This is a genomic window from Halopelagius fulvigenes, from assembly GCF_055398025.1.
Genome location: NZ_AP043846.1, coordinates 379,319 through 400,656, shown reverse-complemented (window position 1 = coordinate 400,656; position 21,338 = coordinate 379,319). Strand labels below are relative to the sequence as shown.

Here is a 21,338-nt window from a genome sequence, read left to right as displayed (position 1 = left end):
TAAAACGGCAACGATGAACTCGGAGGTGGCGCGACTGCGACCGACTGCCGGGAGCGAAGTCCGACCCTCGGAGGGTCGGTGATGGTCGGCCGGTCACTCCGAGAGATACGGGACCGCATCGACGAACTCGCCGCCGCCGACGGCCGGTACGGCATCGTCTGCGGTCGGACGGGCGAGCGAATCGTCCCCGTCGCGGACGCCCGATTCGAGGACCGCGCGGCGGCGGCGTCGGCGGCGAGGTTGGCCGAGGAGTACCGGGCGGCCCTCAGGCGGTACGACCCGCGGGTGATGGTCCACGACCCCATCGTCTGCGAGGCGTCCGCCCCGTCCGCTTCGGAGGCGGACCGGACGACGCCGCCCGAACCGACGGCGGGGGGCGTCGTCCCCTCGGAACTCGTCGAGTTCTGCCACGACGTCGCCGCCGCCGTCTTCGAGGCCCTCTCGGTGCACGGGTACCGAACGGTCGAAGACGCGGTGATGGACTCGTACTTCGACGCCGCCGAAACCGTCGCCGACAGGCACGAACTCTGCGTCGCCCTGTTGCGGTGCATGGCGCGCGACATCGACGACCACCTCTCGCCGACGGAACAGGCCCGAGTCCTGGAAACCGCGGCGGCGACGCTCTCGGCGGTGGACTCCTCGGACCGCCCGGTGGAGGCCGCCCTCGCGCGCCTCCGGGCAAAGTCGGTCGTGGATGTCTACGAGGTGGAGACGGTCGAGGCGGGCGATTCGGGGGGCGCGGTTCGCCGCATCACCCTCGACGGCTACAGACTCCGCGACGACCGGCGGACCGTCCCGACGCTTCCGTTGGTGATCGAACTCCTCAGGGACGCCGACGGGCGGCGTCGGTCGGACGGGCGGACGGGATTCGGCGACGGTTACCCGTCTCTGTCCGTCTCCGAGGAGTCGGACCCCGCGTCGTCCCTCCGCGTGACGGTGACGGTGCGCAGTCGCGACCGGCCGCGCGGGTTGGCGTCCGTCCGCGTCGGCGACTCCGCGTGACCCCTCACTGCGCGCCGACCGACGAACGCGTCCGCGGGACTGATACGTCCGAACCCTGTACCGTCGTGGCACGGAAGACCGAACGTTTTTATTTTAGGTCTGCCTAAACAACTCTCAATGGCGACGCCTCCACTCTCCCAACCGGAGGACGAGCGGTCGAACGAATCAGACGAAGAGACCGAAATCGGCGTTTGCGAAGGCTCTCCCGGGACGTACGTCTTCATCGAGTCCGGAAACTCCGACGGCTGGATAGGGACCGATACGGTCGTGGAACCGCGGGAGTAACTCGGCGGGCCCAGTCCCACGCCGAGATGGTCCCCGACGCGCGGTATCTCCTCGCTATCCGTAGACTGCGACCGAACGAGACGGCGCCCGTCTCCACCGGGTCGATAGCCGCCGAACTCGGTCGGTCGCCCGCGGCGGCGACGGAGATGGCCGAACGACTCGACGAACGGGGGTTGGTCGACCACGAACCGTACGAGGGAGTCGTCCTCACCGAAGAAGGGGAGTCGCGCGCGGACCGACTCGCCCGGACGTACGAGATCCTCTGTCGCTTCTGTCGGGACGTCCTCCGCATCGACGAGTACGAGGCGGAGGCGTCGGCACTCGTCGGAACGGTGAGTCCGGACGTCGCAGAACGGTTGGCCGAAGTGCTTCTCAGCGACGAAATCGACCCGTCGCCGTGACGGGTCGGAGTGGACCGCCGAGTTCCGTCGCAGGTCGCTTTACTGCTTGAGGGAGTCGTCGGCGAGGTAGTGCTCGATGACGTGAGCGTGCTCCTCTAACTCGGTCAGCTGTTCGCGGAGCATGTGGGCCGTCGTGTGGTCGCCCAGCCCCTCCGCGAGGGTGATGTGCTCGCGGTAGCTCTCGATGATGTCGCCGTACATCTCCAGGTCGTTCTCCATCGAGGTGCGGACGTCGTAGACGTCCTCGTCCTCGGGTTCGACCGTCGCCGCCTCGGAGAGGGCGGACATGCTCGCGTGGGGGACGCCGCCGAGCGTCTGGAGGCGTTCCGCTATCTCGTCTGCCGCCTCCTCGACGTCCTCGTACGCCTCCTGGAAGAACCGGTGGAGGCCGAGGTGTTCGGCGCCCTCGACGTTCCAGTGGTGCTTGTGGAGCTGGTGGTAGAGGACGTACGCGTCCGCGAGGTCGGTGTTCAGCGCGCCGATTATCTGTTCGGCTTTCTCCCGTTCGAGGCGAACGGGGTTGTCTTCGATGCTTCCTGCTTTCCGGGTGGCGGTCTCTTGGGAACTCATCACTCCGTCGTAGGTGCCCGGAGTACTCAAACCTTACGCTTACTCGACATGTTTTCGCCTCGCCTAAAAATTAGCCCGTCGCTCGTCCCCCTCCCGCCCGGCGATTTCCCCGGTATGTCGGACTTCCGAGAAGAGCGGGTCGGACGACGCGCTCTCGGGGGTCGGTCACTCGGTGGCGACGGCCTCGATTCGGTCGCCGGCGTCGGCGTCCTCCCCGTCGAAATCGGCCACCGCGTCGCGGAACGCCGTCTCGAAGCTCCCGGGGCCGGCGTAGTCGCCGTACTCGCCCGCTGCGGCCGCCTCGCCCGCGAGGCCGAACGCCGCCGTCCCGGCGAGTGCCGCCTCCGCGTCGTCGCCCAACGCGCCGGCGAACACGGCGAGTGTGACGCCGAGCATGCACCCGGTGCCGACGACGGTGGAGAGCATCTCGTGGCCGACTTCCACGCGGTACGCCTCCTCGGCGGTGGCGACGATGTCCACCTCGCCGGAGGCGACGACGACGGCCCCCGTCTGGTCGGCGAGTGCCGTCGCGTTCGCGGCGATGTCGGCGTACTCGCCGACGGACTCGACGCCCCGGACTTCCGCGTCGTCGCCCGAGAGGGCGGTTATCTCGCCGTAGTTGCCGTTGATCACGGCGGGTTCGAGTTCGGTGACGAGGCGTTCCGCGACCCGGTCGCGCGTCGGCGTCGCGCCGACGCCCACGGGGTCTACGACAACCGGGACGCCGTGTTCGTTCGCCGCCTCGCCCGCGGTCACCATCGCCTCCTCGCCGCGTTCGCTCACGGTCCCCATGTTCAGGAGGCATCCGTCCGCGATGGCCACCATGTCGCTCACCTCCCGTTCGTCGTCGGACATGACGGGGAGGCCGCCCCAGTGGAGGGTCACGTTGGCGACTTCGTTGACCGTCACCACGTTCGTGAGGCAGTTGACCAGCGGTTGCTCCTCGCGCACCGTCGAGAGGGCGTCCGCGAGGTTCACGTCGGGAGTCATCAGCTCGCCCTCCCTTCGCGGACCGCGGTCGCGAGACGGCGCGTCGCCTCCTCGGGGTCGTCCGACCCGGCGATGGCCGAGATGACGGCCACCCCGTCCGCCCCGGCGGCGGCCACGTCGGCGGCGTTCTCCGGAGTGATGCCGCCGATGCCGACGACGGGCACGTCCACGGCGTCGGCTATCGCGGCGACCGTCTCGGTGCCGATTTCGGCCTCGTCGTCGTCCACGTCCTTCGAGGACGTCGAGAAGACCGCGCCGACGCCGAGGTAGTCCGCGCCCGCCGCCTCGGCGTTCCGCGCGCCTTCGACCGTCGAGACGGACCGGCCGACGACGCCCTCGGGGCCGAGTTGGTCGCGGGCCACCGAGATTGGCAGGTCGTCATCCCCGAGGTGGACGCCGTCGGCGTCGGCGGCGACGGCGATGTCAACCCGGTCGTTGACGACGAAGAGGACGCCCGCCTCGGCGGTTATCCGCCGGAGTTCCCGAGCGAGTTCGTACCGCTCGCGGGCTGTCGCGTGCTTCTCGCGGAGCTGAACGGCGTCCACTCCGCCGGCGATGGCCGCCCGGACGACGTCCGCCGTCGAACGGTCGCCCGAGAGGTTCGTCTGCGTGACGAGGTACGTGTCCACCTGTGTATTCATTGGTTGTAACAGTGAGTGTCGAGCGGTTCGGCAAAACTGTTGTGCCGTCGTCGTTCGGCGGTTCGGACGCGAACCACCCCGCTCGCCCGAACATCGAGACGTGAGACTCGCCGCCGCCGCCGGGATGAGGGGACGCGGGGACGCCGGAGCGCGGGGAAGCCGGCGAATCGGGCGGCGTACCCAAACCCTTTAGAGAAAATTCGGCCAACAATCGGGAATGCACGTTAGCGGCGGCGTCTCCGTCTCGACGCCGTTACGGGGTCCGTTCTGGAAACCGCGGGCGAGTCGGGCCGCCGGGGCCTCCACTCCGGCGCGAGCAGTACCGCGAGTACGCCGCGGAGAGCGCGTCTGAGGTCGTCTCTCGTGTCAAAAGCGGGTCCCATCGAGCGACTGTCGAACCGCGTCCGCGGGGCCGCGAGCGAACGGTCCGTCGTCGTCGGGGCGGTCATCGTCAGCACGTTCTTCATCGGCTTCGGCGGCGGCGTCATCTTCCCCATCCTGCCGAACCTCGGCGCGGTGCTCGGCATCTCGCCGTTCCTCGTCGGTCTCATCCTGAGCGCGAATCGCTTCTCTCGGCTGGTCGCCAACGCCCCCGCGGGCGTCCTCGTGGACCGAATCGGGACGCGGACGCCGTTCGTCGTCGGGATGTTCGTCCAGGGGTTCGCCACCTCCGGGTACGTCGCCGCGATGCTCGCGCCGTTCCCCGCGGGGTGGTTCATGGCCGCGCGCATCCTCTGGGGCGTCGGCAGCGCTCTCGTCTTCGCGACGGCGTACACGATAGCCGCCGACGTGAGCACCAACCGCTCCCGCGGCGCGAGCATGGGCCTCATCAGGGGCGGCGTCCTGTTCGGCTTCCCGACGGGCGTGGTGGTCGGCGGCGTCGTCAGCGAGTTCTGGGGCACCGTCCCCGCGTTCGCCGTCGCCACCGTCTTCGCGTTCTTCGCCAGCGTCGTGGCGTACGCGACGGTGCCGGAGACGCACGTCGAGGAGCGCTCGGGGAAGTCGGTCAAGCCGTGGGACGTGGACACGAGCCTCCCCGCGTTGACCGTCGGCGCGGTGAACTTCGCCGTCCTGTTCGTCTACATCGGCGCGCTGTTCGCCACGCTGGTGCTCTTCCTCGACCGGAACGACATCGGGGTGTTCGGGTTCGACTCGCAGGGGTCGTCGGGCATCTTCATGGCCGTCACCGTCGTCGCCGCGGGCGTCTCCATGTACCTCGGCGGGTACGTCAGCGACCGGCGGCAGTCGCGCGTCCCGGTCCTGCTCGTGTTCCTCGGGACGACGTCGCTCGGCTTTCTCCTCCTCGCCTTCGCGGACTCGGTGGCGACGCTGGCCGTCGCCTGCCTCTTCGTCGGCACCGGACAGGGCGGCACCAGCGGACCGTTGATGGCCCTCCTCGCGGACCTCGTCGCCGACGACCGGATGGGTCGCGCCGTCGGCACGAACAACGTGTTCGGCGATATCGGCGGCGGATTCGGCCCGATAGTCGCTCTCCCGTTGATAGAGGCGGTGGGCTTCTTCCCGGTGTACCTCGCCTGCGCGCTCCTCCCCCTCGCGGCCGCCGTGTTGCTCCTCGGCGGCGTGCGCCGGGAGACGGGGCAGTTCGTCCCGAACGTCGAGTTGTGAGGGTCGGCGCGACTCGGGCGTCCGAGGGCCGGGTGCGCCACCGTCCGCGGAGTGTGGTGCGTCCGTCGCACCTCGAGGACAAAGGATGAGACAGTTATACTTGGCCGCCCTCCGGCCGACAATGAACACGTCCGACAGTTCGACGGCCTCGTGGTCCGCGAACGACTCCGAAGGGCCGACGAGAGCGCTCTCGTACGCCGGCGCGGGCCTGGCCGTCCTCGTCGCCCTCCTCCACCTCCTGCACCCGAGTCACGGGATGGTGGAACTGTTCGCCGCGCTCAACGGCGATTGGCGACTCCTGCAGTACGACCCCCGCCCGGTGGCGTTCGTCCTCTCCGGAACCGCCCTCCTCGTCGGCGTCTCGCTGAGTCGCAACGCGCGGGACCGACGGCCCTACTACCTCGCGGGGATGCTCCTGTCGGCCCTCTACGTCGTCGGCTACTTCGCGTGGCACTTCACCGGCCACGGCGGCTTCCTCCCGGGACGCGAACCGCTCCTCCACGGCCTCTCGCCGATGGAGAACGTCGTCTCCCACCTCACGACCGACCTCTGGGCCGCCGCGTCGAAAGCCGCCGAAATCGGGCTGTTCACCGTCCTCGCCGTCCTCTACGCCGAGTCCTGAGCGCACCGTCGCCGGTGCCCCCCTCCGTCGGGCGTGTCGGTCTCGGAACCATTTTATATCGAATCTCCCGACGCCCGACCGTGTCCGACTCCGAGATACAGCGGTCGATTCGCCGGGGCGTCGCCCTCCTACTGATACCGTTGTCTTCGAACGGTCTGCCCGAGTTCGTCGCGTGGACCCTCCCCGGCGTCTCCAGCGCGTTCGGTGCCGTCGCCTTCGTCGGTGCGGTCCTGTACCTCGTCGTCAGCGTGACGAGACAAGTCCACGCGGCGGCGGATACGCCCTTTTGACCGCGGGAGGAACGCGGTTCGAGTGCGGGTCGGCGGGCGGTACTATCCTCGGCCGACCTGAGGGTGCGTACCGTTCGCACACGGCACACAGTTTTATCAGAACCCACATGATAATTCATCCTAATGGCCTCCGAGGAACGCCGACCGAAGACGCGGTACGGGCACAGCGCCGAGAGCGCCGATTCGCACGACTTTCAGGCATTCCAAGCGGCGGGCGATTACGACGTCAAGGACGTAGCGGAGTACGCGGACGTGGCGTCGGATCTGCGCGACGCCGTCTCGGGCGAGGTTCGGTTCGACGAGTACGCGCAGGTGTTGTACGCCACCGACGGGTCGATATACGGCGCGCGCCCCGCGGGCGTCGTCATCCCGCGCGACGAGGATGACGTTCGGGAGACGGTCCGGATAGCGTCCGAGCACGGCGTGCCGGTTCTCCCCCGCGGCGCGGGGTCGTCGCTTGCGGGACAGACTGTCGGGCCGGGCTGCGTCGTCGTGGACTTCTCGAAGTACATGGACGAGGTGGTGGAGATAGACCCCGAGGGGCGGACGGCGACGGTCCAACCCGGCGTCGTACAGGACGACTTAGACGACAGACTCTCGGAGTACGGTCTGAAGTTCGCACCCGACCCGGCCTCCTCGAACCGAGCGACGGTGGGCGGCGGCATCGGGAACAACTCGACGGGCGCGCACTCGGTCAGGTACGGCATCACCGACGCGTACACCGACGAACTGCGCGTCGTGCTGACCGACGGGTCGGTGATCCACACCCGCGACGTGGTGGTCGGCAGCGAGGAGTGGGACGACATCGTCTCGAAGGACGACCGGGAGGCGCACGTCTACGAGACGGTCCGCCGACTCGTCGAGGAGAACGAGGCGGAGATAGACGAGCGCTACCCCGAACTGAAGCGGTGCGTCTCGGGCTACAATCTCCACAAGGTCGTCTCCGAGAACGACGACGGCGAGACGGTGATGAACCTCACGAAGCTGTTCGTCGGGAGCGAGGGCACCCTCGGCGTCGTCGTGGAGGCCACCGTCTCTCTGGTGACCGTCCCCGAGGAGACGGCACTCGTCCTCTACGCGTACGAGGACCTGGTGGACGCGATGGCCGCGGTGCCGGACGCGTTGGAGTTCGACGTCAGCGCGGTCGAACTGATGGACGACGAGGTGTTCCGAATGGCCGCCGAATCCGGCGAGTACGCGCAGTACGTCGAACCCATCCCGGAGGGGACGGCGGCCGCTCTCATGCTGGAGTTCGACTCCGAACTCCACGACGACTTCGAGGCGGCGGTGCGGGAGACGAACGACCACTTCCTCCGGGGCGAGGGGAGTCCCGACGGAACCGTCGCGGGCGGACGCGCCTTCGAGGCCATCGAAGCCTACACCGAGGAGGCGCAGGCCGACATCTGGAAGCTCCGGAAGGCGGCGATTCCGCTCCTGATGTCCCTGGAGGGCGACCCGAAGCCGTACCCGTTCATCGAGGACGCGACGGTGCCGCCGGAGGAGTTGGCCGAGTACGTCACGGAGTTCGAAGCGGTGTTGGCGGACCACGGCACCTCCGCGGCGTACTTCGCGCACGCCGGGAGCGGAACGCTCCACATCCGGCCCATCCTGAACCTGAAGGACGCGGACGGAATCGAGACGATGCGGGGCATCACGGACGACGTGACCGACCTCGTTCTCGACCACGGCGGGGCGTTCTCGGGCGAACACGGCGACGGCCTCGCCCGGACGGAGTGGAACCCGAAGATGTACGGACCGGAGCTGTGGTCGGCGTTCCAGGAACTGAAGACGGCGTTCGACCCGGACTGGCTGATGAACCCGGGGAAGGTTGTCTACCGCGAGGAGGACCCGACGGACATGCGCGACCACCTGCGCTACGGCGCGGCGTACAGTTCGCTCGAACCGGCGACGACGCTCGACTTCGAAGAGGAGGGCGGGTTCTCCCACCTCGTCGAGTTGTGCAACGGGTGCGGGACGTGCCGCCAGACGGGGTCGGACACGATGTGTCCGACGTACCGCGCCTCGAAGGACGAGGCGGAGACGACCCGCGGCCGGGCGAACATGCTCCGCGCGGCGATAAGCGGCGACCTGCCCGAAGACGAGATGTACTCCGAACGCTTCCAGCGGGAGATTCTGGACCTCTGCGTCGGGTGCAAGGGCTGTAAGAACGACTGCCCGACGGGCGTGGACTTAGCGAAGTTGAAAGCCGAGGTCAAACACGAGTACCACCGCGAGGAGGGGTCGTCGCTCCGCGACAAGGTGTTCGCGAACGTCGACCTCGCGGCGCGGGTCGGAAGCGCCCTCGCGCCCCTCTCGAACGCGGCGTCGAAGGTGCCCGGCGCGCGGGCGGCGATGGAGAAGACGCTCGGCATCGCCGAGGAGCGAGAACTGCCGACGTTCACCCGCGACACCTTAGAGAAGTGGATGCGAGAGCGGGAACCGGCCGTCTCGGAGGCGGAGGCGGATCACCGCGTGTTGCTGTTCCCCGATACCTACACGAACTACTCGTACCCGAAGGTGGGGAGAGACGCCGTCCGCGTCCTCGAAGCGGCGGGGGTCCACGTCCGATTGGCAGAGAACGTCGCTCCCAGCGGTCGCGCGGCGTTCTCGATGGGCTTTCTGGACGTGGCGCGCCGGCGCGCCGCGCGGAACGCCGCCGAACTCGCGCCGTACGTCGAGGACGGGTGGTCGGTGGTGTTCGTCGAACCCTCCGACGCCGTGATGTTCCAAGACGAGTACCTCGACCTGTTGGACCGCGAGTCCGTCCGTACCCTCAGCGCCGCCTCCTACGGCGTGTTGGAGTTCGTGGACGCGTTCAGACTGGACGAGGAACTGACCGCCGGGGCGGACGCGACGGCGGCGGCCGGACGGAACGCGGCAGTCGCTGACGGCGGCCCCGCGGAGACGCTGTCGTACCACGGCCACTGCAACCAGAAGGCGCTGAACAAGGACCACCACGCCGTCGGCGTCCTCCGGAGGGTGGGCTACGACGTGGACCCCATCGACTCCGGATGCTGCGGGATGGCGGGGTCGTTCGGCTACGAGGACGAACACTACGACCTCTCGCGGTCCATCGGCGAGATACTGTTCGCCAAAGTCGATGCGAGTCGGGGCGACACCGTCGTCGCGCCGGGGACGTCCTGCCGGACGCAACTCGGCGACAGGGAGGGCGCGGAGAAACCGCCCCACCCGATAGAGAAGGTGGCCGAGACGCTCCCGAACGCCGACCGACGGCCGACGTGAGGGCCGCAGACGGCGGCGCGGAACGCTTCGAACCGTCCGCTTTTATCCCGTCCGGGGCGAGGTAGTGACAGAGTATGACGGACGCACCAGAGGTCGGAGAGTTGACGCCCCCGAACCGCACGTTGATGGGCCCCGGACCCAGCGACGTCCACCCACGCGTCCTCCGCGCGATGTCCACGCCGTTGGTCGGCCACCTCGACCCCTCGTTCATCGACATCATGCAGGACGTGCAGGAACTCCTGCGCTACGCGTTCCGGACGGACAACGAGTGGACGATTCCCGTCTCCGGTACCGGGTCGGCGTCGATGGAGGCGGCCATCGGCAACGTGGTCGAACCGGGCGAGACGATGCTCGTCCCGACGAACGGCTACTTCGGCGACCGCATGGCGTCGGTGGCCCGCCGCGCCGGCGGCGAGGTGGTCACCGTCGACGCCCCGTGGGGCGAACCCCTCGACGCCGCCGACGTGCGGGACGCCTTCGACGAACACCAACCGGACGTGTTCGGCTTCGTCCACGCCGAAACCTCCACGGGCGTGAAGCAACCGAACGTCCCCGAGTTGACGAGCGTCGCCCACGACCACGACGCCTACGTGATAGCGGACACCGTCACCTCCCTCGGCGGCGTCGAGTTGGAGGTGGACGACTGGGGCATCGACGTGGCTTACGCCGGCCCGCAGAAATGCCTCTCCTGTCCGCCGGGCGCGAGTCCGTTGACGCTCAACGACCGCGCGATGGACAAGGTGCTCTCCCGCGAGGAGGACCCCCGTTCGTGGTACCTCGACATCTCGCTTCTCGAGGGCTACTGGGGCGAGGAACGGGCGTACCACCACACCGCGCCCATCACGAACGTCTACGCCCTCCGGGAGGCCCTCCGACTCGTCGCCGAGGAGGGTATCGAGGAGCGTTGGGACCGGCACCTGCACGTCGCGGGCGCGTTGAAGGCCGGCGCGGAGGCGATGGGCCTCGGACTCAACCCCGACGACGAGTTCTGGCTTCCGAGCCTCAACGCCGTCCTCGTCCCCGACGGCGTGGACGCGGACGCGGCCATCGACTACCTCCTCGAAAAGTACGACCTCGAAATCGCGGGCGGCCTCGGCGCACTGTCGGGCGACATCTTCCGCATCGGCTGCATGGGCCACTCCGCGCGGCCGCAGAACGTCTCGTTCCTCCTGACGACGCTCGGCGAGGCGTTGGAGGCGCAGGGCGCGGACGTGGACGTGGACGCCGGCCTCGCCGCGATGCGCGAGGCGTTGGGCGAGTAACGCCGGCCCCTCCGACCGTCCGCCGACCCCGCCGTCGTCCGTCGTCTCACATTTCGAACAAAAATACGACTTAGCGAACACTTTAGATTCGACGCTCCGTCCGTCCGAGCATGAGCAGGGCGGACGGACTCCAATCGTGCGACGACTGCATGGAACCGGCGGACGCCTTCTCGCTGGTCGGCGACGAGACGCGACTGTCGATTCTGGAGGCGTTGTGGCGACTCGACGGGCCGGCGCGGTTCTCCGACGTTCGCAACGAGATACAGATGCGCGACAGCGCGCAGTTCAACTACCACCTCGGGAAACTCACCGGGCAGTTCGTCCGGAAGACCGACGAGGGGTACGAACTCCGAACCGCCGGTCGGCGCGTCGTACAGGCCGTCCTCGCGGGGTCGTTCACCCAACACCCCCGCCGGGAACTCGACATCGACGACCCCTGCGTCCGGTGCGGGGAGACGCTGACGGCGCACTACGAGGACGAGATGCTGTGCATCGACTGCCCCGCCTGCGGGCACGGCCACGGCGAGTACTCGTTCCCGCCGGGCGGCCTCCACGACAGGACGGACGCGGAGGTTCTCGACGCGTTCGACCAGCGAGTGCGCCACCTCAACTGCCTCGCCAAGGACGGCGTCTGCCCCGAGTGCAACGGGCGCATGGAGACGACCATCGAACGCGGCGAGGAGTGCTGCCTCGGCGGGACGCTCAGGGCGAGTCACGTCTGCCGCCAGTGCGCCCACGAACGGTGCGCCGCCGTCGGGTTGGCCCTCCTCGACCAGTCCGCCGTCGGCAACTTCTACGCCGACCACGGCGAGACGCTGTCGGACGTGCCGTACTGGCGACTCGACTGGTGCGTGAGCGACGCCCCCGTCACCGTCGAATCGACCGACCCGTGGCGACTGCGCGTCGATATCAAGATAGCCGACGAGACGCTCCGGGTCACCGTCGACGGCGACCTGAACGTGGTGGAGACGACGCGCGAGTCGGCCGAGTCCCCGCCGAGCGTCTGAGCGGGTCGGAGCGGCGATTCGACCCTCGCATCAGAATCTCTACGTATCCGCGTTTCAGTAATCCCCGCTACAAAAATGTAATTCAGATTATGATTATGGGGTCGGCGGCCGTCTGTCTACCTGTGATGAAGCCGCTTCCACCGATTCCGACCGTCGAAGCGTACGACCGAACAGTTACGGCGCGGAGCCTCGTCGTCTCGTACCTCCTCGTCGCCGCGGTTCCCCTCGCGTTGTGGGCCGCGAGCGAACTGCTACCGGCCCTCGTCGCGGTGACTGCCGCGGCGGCGGCGGTCACCGCGGGTCGGAGACTTCGGCGACGCGAACCCGCCCAACGTCGGTACCTCTGCGTGCCGCACACGCCCGTCTGCGTCGAACTCTGAGGTCCACGGCGGACGAAACCGACCCTCGAAACAGGAGCATTATTTATCGACCTGCCGTCTGTCGGCACGAATACAGATGCACATTCTCACCGGAATGCTGAGTACGTTCGTCGCAACGCTCTTCGCCGTCGCCTCGACGGGCGCGGTGGGCGAGGCGTTCCGCCGCGCGCGGGGGACCCTCTCGGGGGAGCGAGCGAGACTGTTCGCCCTCGCGTCGGCGACGATATTCGCCGCGCAGATGTTGAACTGGCCGATTCCCGGCGGGACGAGCGCTCACTTCGTCGGCGGCGCGTTGGCGGGCATCCTCTTGGGCCCCGCCGCGGGCGTGGTGGCGATGACAGTCGTCGTCGCCGTCCAAGCCGTCGTGTTCGCCGACGGCGGACTGGTCGTCCTCGGCGCGAACGTCTGGAACATGGCCGTCGTGAACGTCCTCGTCGGTTACGCGGCGTACCGCGTCCTCGCAGGCAGAAACGAGACGGCGGCCGTCTTCGCCGCCGGGGCGGTGGGCGTCACCGCCGCCGCTCTGTTCGCGGGACTCCAACTCGGCGCGTCCGCCGCGTTCGACTACCGCCTCGCCGAGACGGTTTCGACGATGACGCTCTCGCACGCCGCGTTGGGCCTCACGGAGGGACTGCTGACCGTCGGCGGGGTTCGGTTCTTCCGCGCCGTCGGCGCGCCCGCCGCGTTCGGCCGCGACGCCGAGGAGGAGGTGGCCGCGTGAACGTCGACGCCGCGTGGACGCGGCGAACGCTCCTCCTCGTCGGGTGCCTCGTGGCGCTCTCGCCGCTTTTCGCGTGGGCGGCGGGCGTCGTCGGGTACGCCGAACCGATGGGGAACCTCGCCGCGCGGTTCGGCGCGGAGGCGCACGTCTACCGGACGGTGCCGGGCCTGTTCCCGGACTACCGCGTCGCCGGCGTCGGACCGTACGCCGGGACATTCGTCTCCGGCGTCGCGGGCGTCGCCGTCACGTTCGCCGCCGCGTTCGGCGTCGGGCAGTTACTCGCCGCCGAATCGCCCTGACTCCGCCCGCACTCGCGGAGCGCTCGTCCGGAGTTCGCCCGTTCGAGGCGGGCGGCGGTACCGCCTCCCCGAAACGTTCCGTTTTTCGTCACGTGAGAACATCCACCACAGATTGGTGTCAACGAGAACGAATTTGTTACCTTCCGTCGAACGGCAGCGTGGTATGTCTAACCACAGCAGAAGGGGTGTCCTCAAAGGTATCGCGGGTAGCGCAGTCGTCCTGAGTTCGATGGGCGTGGCGAGCGCGGCGGACGGCCGCGCGGAGTACGTCGTGACCGCGCCCGGCGGCGGGGCGCGCAAGCGCCTCGAACGGGAGGGAATCGAGATGCGGGGCGAAACCGCCGACGGCGACGTTCTCCTCGTCGCCGCGGCGTCCCGGTCGGCGGTGGCCGACGTGGGCGGCGTCCGCGCGGTGGAACCGAACGAGCGGTATCGTCCCGTCGGCCCGGCGTTGCGGGAGACGGCGGCGTCGGTGGACGACGAGTTGGCCGACCTCCAGTGGGACAAGACGGAGGAGACGACGGGCGCGTTCGCCGCCCACGACGCGGCGACCGGCGAGGGTTCGACCGTCGCCATCATCGACACGGGGATCGACACGACGCACCCGGACCTGCGGACGCGCGCCGGGCGCGGCGGACTGTTCCGCGCGGACGGCGAGACGAGTCCGTCGGGCGACTCGTTCGTCCCCGGCGATACGACCATCGACGCGAAACTCCCGCAGGGATTCACCGACGGGAGCGCCGAGGAACTCGAACCGTACGTCTACCGCGGAGCGCCGACCACCCGGGAACAGGCGGCCGCCGACGACGTGCAGTCCCACGGGAGTCACTGCGCCGGCATCGCCACCGGGAAGAACGACGGCACGACGGGAATCGCCGGGATGGCACCCGACGCGGACGTCGTGCCCCTGCGGGTGTTCTACTGGGCGGAGATGACCGGCTACGTCCACGAACGCGACGACGGGACGGAGGAGGAACTGACGGTCACGACGCTCTTCACGACGGACTTCGACATCCTCAGCGCCATCGGCTACGCCGCGGACATCGGCGCGGACGCGGCGAACATGAGTCTCGGCGGCGGCGTCGTCAAGGGGTCGGCCCACAAGTCCGGCGAACACGTCGCCTACCAGACCGTCGTGCAACGCGCCGTCCAGCGGGGAACCGTCGTCACCGCGAGTGCGGGCAACGCCGAGTCGAACCTCCAGCAGGGGGGCTACTACACGCTCCCGAACAGCGTTCCGGGGGCGGTCAGCGTCAGCGCGACGGGGCCGACCAACGAACTCGCGTTCTACTCGAACTACGGAACCAGCGACGTGGACGTGGGCGCGCCCGGCGGCGGGTACGAGACGTTGGAGAAGTCGCTGTCCGACGACACCGAGTACCCCTACCCGACGAACCTCGTCCTATCGAGCGTCCCCGCGGAACTGAACGGGGGTGCCGAGTACGACTGGTACGCCGGAACGTCGATGGCCGCGCCGCAGGTGGCCGGGTTGGTGGCCCTCGTTCGGGAGGTGAACCCCGACCTGAACGCCAAGCAGGTTCAGCAGATAATCGAGCGAACCGCCCGCTTCAGTAACGGGTCGAGCAGTCCGGAAATCGGCGCGGGCATCGTCTACGCGCCGGACGCCGTCGAAGAAGCGTCCCGGCGGACGGGCGGGAAGTAAGACGGTCAGGCCGCCGGGTCCGCCGTCCGGTCGCGGAGTTCCGTCCGCCGGATCTTCCCCGTCACCGTCTTCGGGAGGTCGTCGACGAACTCTATCTCGCGGGGGTACTCGTGGGCGGCGAGTTCATCTCGGACGTGCTGTCGGATTCCTTCTTTCAGGTCGTCGCTCGGGTCCGCGTCGTCGGTGAGGACGACGTACGCCTTGACGATGTTCCCGCGTTCCGCGTCGGGTTTGGGGACGACGGCCGCCTCCGCGACGGCGGCGTGTTCCCCGAGTGCGCTCTCCACCTCGAACGGGCCGATGCGGTAGCCCGAACTGATTATCACGTCGTCGGCGCGCCCCTCGAACCAGAAGTAGCCGTCCTCGTCCACCTGCGCCAAGTCGCCCGAGAGGTACCACCCGTTCTCGAAGCAGTCCTCCGTCTTCTCTGGGTTCTCCCAGTACTCTGCGAAGAAGCACGGGTAGCCCGGCCGTTGGGCTATCTCTCCGGTCTCGCCGGGGCCGAGGGGTTCGCCCGTGTCGGGGTCCACGACGGCCGCCTCGATGCCGGGGAGGGGTTTGCCCATGCTGCCGGGGCGCACCTCCATCGTCGGGTAGTTATTGATTATCATGTTGCCCGTCTCCGTCTGGCCGTAGGTGTCGTGTACGGTGACGCCGAGGGTATCCTCGCCCCACTCAACGACGCCCGCGGAGAGGGGTTCGCCGATGGAGAGGGCGTGGCGCAGATCGAGGTTGACACCGTCGAACGCCTCCTCGTTGGCGCGGAGCATCCGGTAGGCCGTCGGGACCGAAAACAGCACCGAGATTGGGTACTCGTCCAACAGGTCGGCCCACGTCTCGGGGTCGAACTCGCCCTCGTAGGTGAACAGCGTCGCGCCCCAGAACCACGCGCCGAGCGTGTTTATCGGGCCGGTCAGCCACCCCAAGTCGGCGGTGCTCCAGTAGCAGTCGCCGGGTTGCAGGTCCACGGCGAAGCGTTGGGTGGCGGCGACGCCCGCGACCCAGCGGTGTTTGTGGAGGACACCCTTCGCGGGGCCCGTCGTTCCCGACGTGTAGTAGAGGAGGGCGTCGTCCTCGCCGGAGGTGTCGGCGGCGTCGTACTCACGACTCGCCGCGGCCGTCGCCTCGGCGAAGTCGACGTCGCGAGACGCAGCCTCGCGGGCTGCCGAGGTTCCCTCGGCAACGTCGTCCGACTTCGGGGCCGTCTCCTCGTCGGTCTGCGTCAAATCGCCCGCCGAGGGTTCTTCGCCCCCGCCGACGACCACGACGCGTTCGACGGAGGGAGCGTCTTCGAGGGCGCGTTCGATGGTCTCGCGGTTCTCCGCCGTCGTCACGACCACCTTCGCGTCGCAGTCGTCGAGGCGGTAGGCGATGCCGTCGGGGCCGAACCGTTCGTTGACGCTCCCCCACACCGCGCCGCGTTTCAGCGTCCCGACGAGGGCGACGTAGTGCTCCGGCCGCCGCGGCATGTACGAGAACACCCGGTCGCCGGGTTCCGCGAGGTCCTCCAGCACGTTGGCGAACCGGTTCGACCGCTCTTCGAGCTCCCAGAACGTCAGCGTCTCGCGTTCCCCGTCCGCCCCGGCGTAGTAGAGGGCGACGCGCGACCGATCCTCGGCGTGCCTGTCGCACACCTCGTGAGCGATGTTCAGCGAATCGGGCGCGTCCCAGTCCGCCTCCGCGTAGACGTCGTCCCACTCGAAGGACTCGCGGAGTTCGTCGTAATCGTGCAGGTTGTGTTCATCTGACATGGTTCGACGTCTCTCCGAACTATAATTAACTTTTTATCAGGATTCACGAACGACCCGGCCGAACGAAGTCCGCCGCCTCGGATCAGTCGGCGCGGGCGAGGAAGCGTCGCTGGAGGGCGGCGAGGGCGACGAGGTGGACGACGGCACCGACCGCGAGGAGTCCGGCGAACTCGGCGGTGACGCCGGACGCCGCGCCGACGAGGAACGCCTTCGCGGGCCAGAACGTGGGGAAGACGCCGAGGGCGTACTGCCACGGTTCGGGGACGAAGGCGACGCCGAACAGCGGAATCGTCACGAGGATTCCGAGCGCCTTGCTCACCGCGACGCCCTCGACGGAGTTCGACGCGAGCGAGGCCATCAGGAAGCAGGAGACGGCACCCCAGAGCGCCGAGACGGCGGCGACGGGGACGTACACCGCGGGCGAGACGGCGACGAGGCCCGCGAGGGGGACGCAGACGGCGGCGACGACGAAACTCACGAGGACGACCGAGAGGACGCGGTAGCGCAGGTAGCCCTCGGCGGTGAGCGGCGTCGTCCGGAACGCGGCGATGAGGCCCTGGTCGCGTTCTTCGAGGACGAAGAAGCCCGCGACGAACCCGAACGTCCCGGGGACGAACACGGCGACGAAGGCGACGGCCAGCGGGTAGTACGGCGTCAAATCGAACGTCCCGGCGAGTCGCGCCGCGACGTAGGGGGTGCCGAATCGGGTGACGGCGGCCAGGATGACCGGCGCGAGCCCGATGTAGAGGTACAGGGGGTCCTGCACCCACTTCCGCAGGTCGGCGACGGCCATCGTCCCGACGGGACCGAGGCGGCGTCCGCCGAGGGTCCGGTCGCCGAGGGCGCGCGAGAAACCGCCGGGCGTCGCGGGTTCGCTCGCGCCGCCCGCGTCTCCCCCGCGGACGACGTGCCGGACGAAGGCGCGGCGCGCGGCGACCCACGCGACGGCGGTGGCGACGACGAGGTAGCCGACGCCGTACGCCAGCGTCGTCGCCGACGCGGGGTCGAAGACGGCGGCGAGGAGGACGAGAGACGCCTGCACCGGAAAGAGGGAGAACAGCGGCGACTCGACCAGTCCGAACAGGCCCAGTACGGGAAGCGAGAGGGCGGTCATGTAGACGATGGCCGACATAAAGTAGGCGTTCAGCGTGTCGAACCGGGCGACGGCGACGAACCCCACGAGGACGTAGAACGGCACCGTCAGACCGACGGCGACGAACAGGGCGACGGGGTCGAACGCCGTTCCCGCCGCGAGGAGGGCGATGCCGAACGAGACGAGAAGCGCCAGCGCCGTCAGCGAGACGACCTTCGAGAGGAGGTACTCCGAGACGGACATCGGCGTCGTCACGAGGGCGTCGAGGACGCCCTCGCCCTTCTCGAAGAGGACGAGAGCGCCGACGAAGTAGAACCCCAGAAGCGCGGGGTCCGAGAGGACGACGAGCGTGAAGAAGCGCGGCAACTCCGCGTCGGGGACGGCCCGCAGGCCGAGGGCGAACGCGACGGTGACGAAGACGTAGACGGCGTAGAAGCCGTACCGACGCTGGAGCGTCACGTCCGAACGGATCAGCGTCGCGAGGCGGGCGGCCGAGAGCGTCACCGCAGGCCCCTCCCGGTCACCTCGATGAACACGTCCTCGAGCGTCGCCTCCTCGGTGTGAAGCGACTCGTACCGCCCCTCGCGGATCAGGTCGGCGAGGGAATCGCCGTCGGCGGGGTCCTCGGGGTCGAACGCGCGGGTTCGCGTCGTTCCGTCCTCCGCGACGTACTCGGCGCGCACGCGCTTCGAGCCGTACCGCCGCTTGAGACTCTCAGGCGGCGCGATTACGGCGATGTCGCCGTCCACGATGAACGCCACGCGGTCGCAGAGTTCGTCCGCGACGGCCATGTCGTGGGTGGTGACGAACACCGTCGTCCCGCCGGCTTGGAGGTCGGAGACGACGTCTTTGATGCGCCGCGCGTTGCTCGGGTCCAATCCCGTCGTCGGTTCGTCGAGGAACAACAGGTCGGGGTCGTGAAGCAGGGACCGCGCGAAGTTCAGGCGCATCTTCATCCCCTTCGAGTAGCCCGACACCCGCCGGTCCGCGGCGTCCGTCAGACCGACGAGTTCCAGCAGTTCCTCCGGGTCGCGCGTCTCGCCCTCGTAGAGGGACGCGAAGAGGGCGAGGTTCTCCCGCCCCGAGAGTTTCAGGTACGTGTTCGGCGCTTCCGAGGAGACGCCGACCCGTTCGTAGTACGCGCCGCCCCACGAGCGAACGTCGCGGCCGAACACCGACACCTCGCCCTCGTAGTCGTCGAGGAGGCCGACGAGGACCTTCTGCGTCGTCGACTTCCCGGCCCCCGACGGGCCGAGGAAGCCGAACACCTCGGCGGGGCGTATCTCGAAGTCGAGGCCGCGAAGCGTCTCCTCGGAGGCGCCCGGGTAGGTGAATCTGAGGTCTCTCACCTGGACGACCGGACTCCCCGCGCCCCGTTCCGCCGTCCGCGAGTCGTCCGCCTCGGCCGCCGAAGGCGTCGCCGTCTGTCTGTCGTTCATCGCGTGTACTCCGAGGGAACCGTCGTCCCGTGAACTCATGAATATTTCGTTCGTTCGTTTTTCGACGGCGGGGCGGCTCTCGAAAACGGAAACATAGAGTATTCACGCGTTCGTAGGGGCGGTGATGAGTGGCTTCAGCGACGGCGAACGGGAGCGTATCCGTCGAGAACTCCGCGAGACAGGGCGGGAACTGTTCTCTCGGTACGGTCTCCGGAAGACGACCATCGCGGACCTGACGGACCCCGTCGGCATCGCGCCGTCGACGTTCTACCGCTTTTTCGACTCGAAGGAGGAACTCTACGTCGAGATTCTGGAGGCGGAGGGCGAGGAGGTTGCGAGGCGCATCCTCGAAGAGTCGTTCGAGGCGACGGACGACCCCCGCGAGGCCATCGAACGCTTCCTGCGCGCCGTCGTCGAGGAGATAGAGTCGAACCCCCTCACCCGGCGCGTCGTCGTCGAGAACGAACTCGACGACCTTCGGCGGGAGGTGGGAGATGAGGCCGTCGAGGCCGACCGAGAGGCGTCGATAGCGTTCGTCCGCCCGTACGTCGAACCGTGGGTCGAGAGCGGCGCGGTCCGCGGCGACGACGCCGACACCGTGGCGGCCGCCATCCGGGCGGTGACGTTCCTGACGCTACACGAGGAGGACATCGGCCGGGACCGGTACGACGCGGTGGTGGACCTCCTCGTCGAGAGCGTCGCGATCGGTCTGACGACGACCGGGGAGTGACCGCCGCGTCGCGAGTGTTTTTTGAGGAGTACGTCAAATAACTCGACATGAACGGAATCGGCGGGTCGGGCGACCCCTTCTTGGACCGTCTGGACCGCGAGACGGTCCGTGCCGCCCGCGAACGCGCGGGGCGCGCCGTCGTCGTCGGGGGAGCGATGGCCGGTCTGGCGGCCGCCCACGCGCTCTCCGGACTGGGGTGGGACGTGACCCTCCACGAACGACAGCGTTACGAGGAAAAGCGGGTGAACTGCGGCGAGGCGATGACCGACGCCTCCTCGATTCCCCTCCCGAAGACGCCCGAGTACGGCTTCGCGAACCGACCGCCCGAGTTCGAGGTGCGCGTCTACACCGGCGACACGGCCGGACGAACGCTCGCCGGGCGCGGCGTCTTCCCCTCCCGCGACGGGTACGTGACCGACCGGAACGTCGTCGAACGCCGGTGGGCCGAACGGGTGGCCGACGCGGGCGTGGACGTGCGAGACGGCGCGGGCGTCACGAAGGCGGCGTTCCGCGCGTTCTCCGAGGAGTACGACCTGGTGGTGGACGCCACCGGCCAACCCTCGTTGACGAGCAAAGCCGAGAGGCGGACGGGCGAGTACGCCGGCCGGATGACCGCGCTGAACGCCGACGTTGAGGGCGACTTCTCGGAGTTGTACCCCCGCGCGCACATCCTGTTCGAGAACTACCTCGGCTACTCGTGGGCGTTCCCGAAGTCCGAGACGCGCGCGAACGTCGGAATCGGGTGGGCCGAGGGCACCCTCCCCAAGAACTACTACGAGGCGTTCGTCGCGGCCTGCGAACGGAACGGGTGGCCCGTCCCCGACCGGTCGGCGACGAACGTCTACACCATCCCGCGCGGGCCGAGTCTCGACCACTCGCGGACGTGGGACCCCCGGCGGCGCGTCGCCCGCGTCGGCGACGCCGCGGGCATCGCCAACCGCTTCACGGGCAAGGGCATCTCGCAGGCCGTCGAGTCGTCGTACCTGCTGGCGCGCCTCGTCGCCGAGGAGCGAATCGGCGACTACCCCGGAGAACTGTACCGGCGGATGCGCGACGAGTACCGCCTCGCGTACGTCGTCCGCGGCGCGTTGGAGGACGGCCGCCCCGACATCCTCGGCGGCGTCATGGACGCCGTCTCCGGAATCGACGTCGAGGACGTGGACAGAGAGCCGAGGTACGCCGTCTCGCGCCTCCTCCGACGCCCCGTCCTCCTGGCGAAGTTGGCGGCGAACCGGACGATGCGCTCCCGCCTCGTGGACGCGTACACCGACGACTGGGAGTACCGGCGCGTCGCCGGGTCGTCGTAGGTTGCCGTAGGTCGTC

General features: G+C 68.7%; 21 protein-coding genes. 15 read left to right on the top strand and 6 right to left on the bottom strand.

Annotated elements, in window-relative coordinates; genetic code table 11:
* The first annotated feature begins 81 nt into the window (after positions 1–81).
* From ACZ522_RS06430 to ACZ522_RS06420, 3 genes are all read left to right on the top strand, one after another.
* The gene (locus tag ACZ522_RS06430; protein ID WP_379693810.1) at positions 82–1,002 is read left to right on the top strand and encodes a DUF7551 domain-containing protein; all 921 of its coding nucleotides are present in this window, start codon (positions 82–84) and stop codon (positions 1,000–1,002) included.
* Between the two features lie 117 nt (positions 1,003–1,119).
* A complete protein-coding gene (locus ACZ522_RS06425) occupies positions 1,120–1,287 on the top strand; it encodes a hypothetical protein (RefSeq protein ID WP_379693812.1) in 168 nt (55 codons plus the stop codon).
* Positions 1,288–1,313: 26 nt separating this feature from the next.
* Positions 1,314–1,688 (top strand): metal-dependent transcriptional regulator, encoded by a 375-nt coding sequence (locus ACZ522_RS06420; protein ID WP_379693814.1) that lies wholly within the window; start codon positions 1,314–1,316, stop codon positions 1,686–1,688.
* Positions 1,689–1,727: 39 nt separating this feature from the next.
* On the opposite strand, the gene dpsA is transcribed toward ACZ522_RS06420, so the two are convergent.
* From dpsA to thiE, 3 genes are all read right to left on the bottom strand, one after another.
* On the bottom strand, positions 1,728–2,258 hold the full coding sequence (gene dpsA / locus ACZ522_RS06415; protein ID WP_379693816.1) for a DNA starvation/stationary phase protection protein DpsA: 531 nt from the start codon (positions 2,256–2,258) through the stop codon (positions 1,728–1,730).
* 165 nt (positions 2,259–2,423) lie between these two features.
* Positions 2,424–3,248, bottom strand: a complete 825-nt coding sequence (gene thiM / locus ACZ522_RS06410; protein ID WP_379693818.1) for a hydroxyethylthiazole kinase — start codon at positions 3,246–3,248, stop codon at positions 2,424–2,426.
* On the bottom strand, positions 3,248–3,889 hold the full coding sequence (gene thiE, locus ACZ522_RS06405; RefSeq protein WP_379693820.1) for a thiamine phosphate synthase: 642 nt from the start codon (positions 3,887–3,889) through the stop codon (positions 3,248–3,250). Before thiE ends, thiM begins: the two co-directional genes overlap by 1 nt.
* Before the next feature lie 390 nt (positions 3,890–4,279).
* Between thiE and ACZ522_RS06400 the strand changes: the two genes are divergently transcribed.
* The 10 genes from ACZ522_RS06400 (at position 4,280) to ACZ522_RS06355 (ending at position 15,002) form a co-directional block, all read left to right on the top strand.
* A complete protein-coding gene (locus tag ACZ522_RS06400) occupies positions 4,280–5,515 on the top strand; it encodes an MFS transporter (protein WP_379694561.1) in 1,236 nt (411 codons plus the stop codon).
* 85 nt (positions 5,516–5,600) lie between these two features.
* A complete protein-coding gene (locus ACZ522_RS06395) occupies positions 5,601–6,137 on the top strand; it encodes a hypothetical protein (RefSeq protein ID WP_379693822.1) in 537 nt (178 codons plus the stop codon).
* A gap of 80 nt (positions 6,138–6,217) precedes the next feature.
* A complete protein-coding gene (locus ACZ522_RS06390; RefSeq protein WP_379693824.1) occupies positions 6,218–6,427 on the top strand; it encodes a hypothetical protein in 210 nt (69 codons plus the stop codon).
* 123 nt (positions 6,428–6,550) lie between these two features.
* Entirely contained in the window at positions 6,551–9,670 is a 3,120-nt protein-coding gene (locus tag ACZ522_RS06385; protein WP_379693826.1) for an FAD-binding and (Fe-S)-binding domain-containing protein, read from the top strand.
* Positions 9,671–9,795: 125 nt separating this feature from the next.
* A complete protein-coding gene (locus tag ACZ522_RS06380) occupies positions 9,796–10,932 on the top strand; it encodes a pyridoxal-phosphate-dependent aminotransferase family protein (RefSeq protein ID WP_379694564.1) in 1,137 nt (378 codons plus the stop codon).
* Between the two features lie 110 nt (positions 10,933–11,042).
* Entirely contained in the window at positions 11,043–11,939 is an 897-nt protein-coding gene (locus ACZ522_RS06375) for a winged helix-turn-helix domain-containing protein (protein WP_379693828.1), read from the top strand.
* A gap of 125 nt (positions 11,940–12,064) precedes the next feature.
* Positions 12,065–12,319 carry a hypothetical protein gene (locus tag ACZ522_RS06370; RefSeq protein ID WP_379693830.1) on the top strand — a complete coding sequence of 85 codons (255 nt, stop codon included), beginning with the start codon at positions 12,065–12,067 and terminating at the stop codon, positions 12,317–12,319.
* 76 nt (positions 12,320–12,395) lie between these two features.
* Complete coding sequence (locus ACZ522_RS06365; protein WP_379693832.1) at positions 12,396–13,040, top strand: energy-coupling factor ABC transporter permease; 645 nt, start codon at positions 12,396–12,398, stop codon at positions 13,038–13,040.
* A complete protein-coding gene (locus tag ACZ522_RS06360; RefSeq protein WP_379693834.1) occupies positions 13,037–13,339 on the top strand; it encodes a PDGLE domain-containing protein in 303 nt (100 codons plus the stop codon). The genes ACZ522_RS06365 and ACZ522_RS06360 overlap by 4 nt, the downstream gene beginning before the upstream one ends.
* Positions 13,340–13,502: 163 nt before the next feature.
* Positions 13,503–15,002: a S8 family peptidase gene (locus ACZ522_RS06355; RefSeq protein ID WP_379693837.1), complete on the top strand. Its 1,500-nt coding sequence runs from the start codon at positions 13,503–13,505 to the stop codon at positions 15,000–15,002.
* A gap of 5 nt (positions 15,003–15,007) precedes the next feature.
* Here ACZ522_RS06355 and ACZ522_RS06350 read toward each other — a convergent pair whose 3' ends face one another.
* From ACZ522_RS06350 to ACZ522_RS06340, 3 genes are all read right to left on the bottom strand, one after another.
* A complete protein-coding gene (locus ACZ522_RS06350) occupies positions 15,008–16,753 on the bottom strand; it encodes an AMP-binding protein (RefSeq protein WP_379693840.1) in 1,746 nt (581 codons plus the stop codon).
* A gap of 82 nt (positions 16,754–16,835) precedes the next feature.
* Positions 16,836–18,350 (bottom strand): ABC transporter permease, encoded by a 1,515-nt coding sequence (locus tag ACZ522_RS06345; RefSeq protein WP_379693843.1) that lies wholly within the window; start codon positions 18,348–18,350, stop codon positions 16,836–16,838.
* Positions 18,347–19,285: an ABC transporter ATP-binding protein gene (locus ACZ522_RS06340; RefSeq protein WP_379693846.1), complete on the bottom strand. Its 939-nt coding sequence runs from the start codon at positions 19,283–19,285 to the stop codon at positions 18,347–18,349. Before ACZ522_RS06340 ends, ACZ522_RS06345 begins: the two co-directional genes overlap by 4 nt.
* Positions 19,286–19,409: 124 nt before the next feature.
* Between ACZ522_RS06340 and ACZ522_RS06335 the strand changes: the two genes are divergently transcribed.
* Positions 19,410–20,015 carry a TetR/AcrR family transcriptional regulator gene (locus ACZ522_RS06335; RefSeq protein WP_379693848.1) on the top strand — a complete coding sequence of 202 codons (606 nt, stop codon included), beginning with the start codon at positions 19,410–19,412 and terminating at the stop codon, positions 20,013–20,015.
* Between the two features lie 47 nt (positions 20,016–20,062).
* The gene (locus tag ACZ522_RS06330; protein ID WP_379693851.1) at positions 20,063–21,322 is read left to right on the top strand and encodes an NAD(P)/FAD-dependent oxidoreductase; all 1,260 of its coding nucleotides are present in this window, start codon (positions 20,063–20,065) and stop codon (positions 21,320–21,322) included.
* Positions 21,323–21,338 lie beyond the last annotated feature (16 nt).

Coding starts and splice junctions, on each gene's coding strand:
- ACZ522_RS06430 (WP_379693810.1), top strand. CDS start 82: ATGGTCGGCCGGTCACTCCGAGAGATACGGGACCGCATCGACGAACTC.
- ACZ522_RS06425 (WP_379693812.1), top strand. CDS start 1,120: ATGGCGACGCCTCCACTCTCCCAACCGGAGGACGAGCGGTCGAACGAA.
- ACZ522_RS06420 (WP_379693814.1), top strand. CDS start 1,314: ATGGTCCCCGACGCGCGGTATCTCCTCGCTATCCGTAGACTGCGACCG.
- dpsA (WP_379693816.1), bottom strand. CDS start 2,258: ATGAGTTCCCAAGAGACCGCCACCCGGAAAGCAGGAAGCATCGAAGAC.
- thiM (WP_379693818.1), bottom strand. CDS start 3,248: ATGACTCCCGACGTGAACCTCGCGGACGCCCTCTCGACGGTGCGCGAG.
- thiE (WP_379693820.1), bottom strand. CDS start 3,889: ATGAATACACAGGTGGACACGTACCTCGTCACGCAGACGAACCTCTCG.
- ACZ522_RS06395 (WP_379693822.1), top strand. CDS start 5,601: ATGAGACAGTTATACTTGGCCGCCCTCCGGCCGACAATGAACACGTCC.
- ACZ522_RS06385 (WP_379693826.1), top strand. CDS start 6,551: ATGGCCTCCGAGGAACGCCGACCGAAGACGCGGTACGGGCACAGCGCC.
- ACZ522_RS06380 (WP_379694564.1), top strand. CDS start 9,796: ATGGGCCCCGGACCCAGCGACGTCCACCCACGCGTCCTCCGCGCGATG.
- ACZ522_RS06375 (WP_379693828.1), top strand. CDS start 11,043: ATGAGCAGGGCGGACGGACTCCAATCGTGCGACGACTGCATGGAACCG.
- ACZ522_RS06370 (WP_379693830.1), top strand. CDS start 12,065: ATGAAGCCGCTTCCACCGATTCCGACCGTCGAAGCGTACGACCGAACA.
- ACZ522_RS06365 (WP_379693832.1), top strand. CDS start 12,396: ATGCACATTCTCACCGGAATGCTGAGTACGTTCGTCGCAACGCTCTTC.
- ACZ522_RS06355 (WP_379693837.1), top strand. CDS start 13,503: ATGTCTAACCACAGCAGAAGGGGTGTCCTCAAAGGTATCGCGGGTAGC.
- ACZ522_RS06350 (WP_379693840.1), bottom strand. CDS start 16,753: ATGTCAGATGAACACAACCTGCACGATTACGACGAACTCCGCGAGTCC.
- ACZ522_RS06340 (WP_379693846.1), bottom strand. CDS start 19,285: ATGAACGACAGACAGACGGCGACGCCTTCGGCGGCCGAGGCGGACGAC.
- ACZ522_RS06335 (WP_379693848.1), top strand. CDS start 19,410: ATGAGTGGCTTCAGCGACGGCGAACGGGAGCGTATCCGTCGAGAACTC.
- ACZ522_RS06330 (WP_379693851.1), top strand. CDS start 20,063: ATGAACGGAATCGGCGGGTCGGGCGACCCCTTCTTGGACCGTCTGGAC.